Below are 3,470 nucleotides of genomic sequence, written 5' to 3'. Positions count from 1 at the left end.
CTCCGCGGGCGCCGCCGGGTCGCCAGGATGCCCAGGTCCTCGAAGATGGGCGCGGGCCGCCGGACAGCGCCTGCTGGGCCTGGTCCAGCCACTGCTTCACGCGCCCGTTGTTGGGCTGCAGCGCCACGGCCTTGCGCAGGATCGGCAGCGCGGAGCGGTACAGCCCGCGCTGCAGCAGCACGTCGCCAATGAGGTTGTAGGCGTACGGGTTGTCCCGCTCGATGGCGATGGCCTGGTCGAACTGCTCCATCGCCTCCGCGGGCCGCCCCAGCTGGATGAGGGCCTTGCCCCACAGCACCCGCCCCACGGTGGACGTGGGGTGGTGGGAGATGCCCTGCGTACACACCTCGATGGTGCGCGCCGCGTCTCCCTTCTCCAGCAGCGCCTTCGCCAGCTCCACGAAGACGGAAGAGGTCGGGTCCTGCCGGAGGAGCTGCTCGTAACGCTCCACCATCGACTTGGCCATGTTGAGTCGCGACTCCGGTGCGCTAAGCGGGGGAGCGCGGACCATACCACTGCCCTCGTCCGTTCCGCCCAGCGGCTGGTAGCGTCGCGCGCATGAAACGCCTGCCTGCCCTGATGGTTGCCCTGGTCCTCGGTGGGGCCTGTGCCCACACGCCACCCAAGTCGGACCTGGAAGAGCTCCGCCCCGTCGTGGAGGGCTTCCACAAGAACCTGCGCTGGAGGAACTACCGCGCCCTCGCCGGCTTCCTCGTCCCCGAGGAGCGCCAGGACTTCGAGCGCCAGCGCCGCGCCCTCCACGACGAGCGCGACCTCACCGTCACCGACTTCGAAATCGAGGACGTGAAGCTCGCCGAAGACGGCCGCCACGCCACCGTCCACAGCCGCATCCAGTGGATGCGCCTGCCCTCCGTCAGCGAGCAGACCGACTCCGTCACCTCGGAGTTCGTCTTCCGGGACGGCGTCTGGCTGCTGGAGAAGCAGCAGTCGGGCCCCTTCGCGGGCGAGCTGGAGTAGGCGCCGCCGAGCCCGCAAAAAAATCGCCCACCGTCTCGGGGCCGGCCGAGACGATGGGCGTCGAGGGTTCCCCAATGGAACCCCCTACCAGGGTGACGATGTCGCGCGGTACTTCCGGCCCGCTGCGACCCCGCCGTGTTGCCTGGCTTCTAGAGCAATGCCGGTGCCAACCCCCGCGCCCCCCTGCCCCACCCCGGGTTCCCACGGGAAATCAGGCACTTGCCGGGCCTCACTCCCCGTCCTCACCGTCCCATGCCTGACAGTGCTGTCAGGCCCTCCCTGCCATGCCGCCACGTCCCCCCTGACAGGCCTGTCAGGGAACTGTCGGCGGGCCCCACGAAAAGCCGCGACCCTCCGGCTACTCGCCGATGACGGAGCGGATGGTGTCGCGCATGGAGTGCTGGGCCTTCCAGCCCACGTCCTGGACCCACCGGTTGCCGTCCACGGCGCAGAGGAACTGGATGTGGTCCAGCTCCGGCGGCGGGAAGTTGGCCAGCCGGTAGCGGAACATCAGGCCCAGCAGCGGCCGGGCCACCGGGTGCGGCACGGGGATGGGGGTGCTGCCCAGCTCGCGCAGCACCGCGGACAGGGGCACCTGGCCGGGGCCGACGACGTTGTAGACGCCCTTGGGCTCCGGGCGCAGGGCCTCCATCATGGCGCGGGCCACGTCCTCCACGTGGATGAGCTGCACCATCGGGTCGAAGCCCGCCATGGTCCACGGGTAGCGCAGGCGCAGGTAGTGGGACGGCGCGTTCTTGATGGTGGGCCCGACGATGTGGACGGGCCGCAGGATGACCGTCTCGATGTCGGGGTGCTTCCAGAAGAAGCTGTGCGCCAGCATGTCCACTTCGATGAGGTCGCGCACGCCGGAGAAGCGGCTGGCGGCCATCAGCGGCGCGTCCTCCGTGAGGAAGTTGGAGTTGTCCGGGCTGGGGCCGTAGACGTTGGCCGAGGACAGCACCACCACCTTCTTCACGCCGTACTTCGCGCAGTACTCCAACAGGCGCGTGGTCCCCACGACGTTGAACGAGTGGTGCTCCTCCTCGCTCATGCGCGGGTCATGCATGATGCCCATGTGGATGACGGCGCGGATTTCGTTCTTGCGGAAGACGTCCTCCGCCTTCTTCTTGCGCAGGTCCAGCTGGTGCATCTCGACGTCCTTCGGCTTGCCCACGAAGGGGCGCCGGTCGATGCCGATGATGCGCTCGCGCTTGTGCAGCTGCTTCGCCAGCGTGCGGCCCAGGTTGCCGCTGATGCCGGTGACGACGACGGCCGGGCGCTTGTCCACCGCGCCGGACTCCTTCTCCTCGTTCGTCGCGCTCACCAGAACACGCCCCGGCGTTCCTTGAGACCCTGGTGGAGCATCGCCTGGATGGAGGCCTTCACGGTGCGCACCTTCTTGTCCAGTTCGCTGTCCTCGTCGTCCGCGCGGCCGGTGAAGTGGAGCGCGTCGCCGAAGTAGATGCGGTACTTCGTGGGCAGCGGGAAGGGCGTGCCCGTGGGGGTGATGGGGAAGGACGGGAAGCCCAGCAGCTTCGCCACCGGCTTCAGGTTCATCAGCGCGGGGGCCTGCTCCTCCGCGCCCACCACGGCGATGGGCACGATGGGCGTGTTCGTCTCCAGCGCCAGCCGCATGAAGCCCAGGCCGAACTCCTGGAGCTGGTAGCGCTGGGGCCACAGCTTGTTGAGCCCGCGCGTACCCTCCGGGAACACGAGGATGGCCTCCTCCGCTTCCAGCAGCCGCCGGCAGTTCTCCGGCGTGCCGACAATCTGGCCCACGCGCGCCATGAACGTGGAGACGTACGGCAGGGACGGCACCCACTTCTCCACCATGCTGCGGATGGCGCGCGGCGGGTTGCCCTCCACCATCAGGGCAATGCCAATCATCGCGCCGTCCAGGGGCAGCTGGCCGGAGTGGTTGGACACCAGCAGCACCCTCCCCGCGGGGATGCGGTCCGCGCCGTAGGCCTCCACCCGGAAGTAGTGGCGGTAGAGCCACATGAACGGGGCGATGGCGGCCAGGCTGTAGTCCAGGTTGAACCCGAACGGATCCACCCCGTACTCGTTCTCTGTCCGGGCCAGGGCCTGGAGGTGGTCGGATTGCTGCTCGCCGGCCATGCGCTCGGTCCAGCCGCGCAGGCCCTTCTTCACCTTGTCGCTGAAACGCTCCAGCATGGGCTGGCTCCTTAGCACCCCGGCATGCGCACCGGGAGTGCGCCGGACAACCCGCGCCCCCCTTCTGACGATAATCCGCCGGAAGGTCCCCCATGCGCATCCCGCCCAAGCCCTCGCCCCCCTCCCGGACGTCCGCCCCCGGCTCCACCGTCGCCGCCACGGTGCTGACGCTCGCCTCCGGGGTGTCCGCGGGCCGGCTGCCGTCCAACGTCAGCGACTTCCAGCCCCAGGCCCCCCCGTCAAGGACGGGCAACACCCTGGCGGTGAACACGGCGGTGCCCCAGCGGGCCCGGGCGCCCGGCCTGGACGCGCGAGCC

At 69.5% G+C, this 3,470-nt stretch carries 5 protein-coding genes; 2 read left to right on the top strand and 3 right to left on the bottom strand.

Features of this window, described 5'->3' with window-relative positions:
- Positions 1 to 466: tetratricopeptide repeat protein (locus ACLEQD_RS39535; protein WP_410391092.1), on the bottom strand; the 466-nt coding region annotated here is incomplete at its 3' end.
- Between the two features lie 92 nt (positions 467 to 558).
- On the opposite strand from ACLEQD_RS39535, the gene ACLEQD_RS39530 reads away from it, so the two are divergent.
- Positions 559 to 978, top strand: a complete 420-nt coding sequence (locus ACLEQD_RS39530) for a hypothetical protein (protein ID WP_171413207.1) — start codon at positions 559 to 561, stop codon at positions 976 to 978.
- A 358-nt stretch (positions 979 to 1,336) separates the two neighbouring features.
- On the opposite strand, the gene ACLEQD_RS39525 is transcribed toward ACLEQD_RS39530, so the two are convergent.
- Together ACLEQD_RS39525 and ACLEQD_RS39520 are read right to left on the bottom strand one after the other, a co-directional pair.
- Entirely contained in the window at positions 1,337 to 2,302 is a 966-nt protein-coding gene (locus ACLEQD_RS39525; RefSeq protein WP_171422180.1) for an NAD-dependent epimerase/dehydratase family protein, read from the bottom strand.
- Entirely contained in the window at positions 2,299 to 3,153 is an 855-nt protein-coding gene (locus tag ACLEQD_RS39520; protein ID WP_338264353.1) for a lysophospholipid acyltransferase family protein, read from the bottom strand. The genes ACLEQD_RS39525 and ACLEQD_RS39520 overlap by 4 nt, the downstream gene beginning before the upstream one ends.
- A gap of 92 nt (positions 3,154 to 3,245) precedes the next feature.
- Here ACLEQD_RS39520 and ACLEQD_RS39515 point away from each other — a divergent pair.
- Positions 3,246 to 3,470, top strand: a 225-nt coding sequence (locus ACLEQD_RS39515; protein WP_410391091.1) for a hypothetical protein, incomplete at its 3' end; no start/stop codon positions are given.

Source organism: Corallococcus sp. 4LFB, from assembly GCF_046520365.1.
GTDB lineage: Bacteria > Myxococcota > Myxococcia > Myxococcales > Myxococcaceae > Corallococcus > Corallococcus caeni.
Note: the sequence above shows the minus strand (reverse complement) of the source record. Positions and strands in the feature narration are given on the sequence as shown.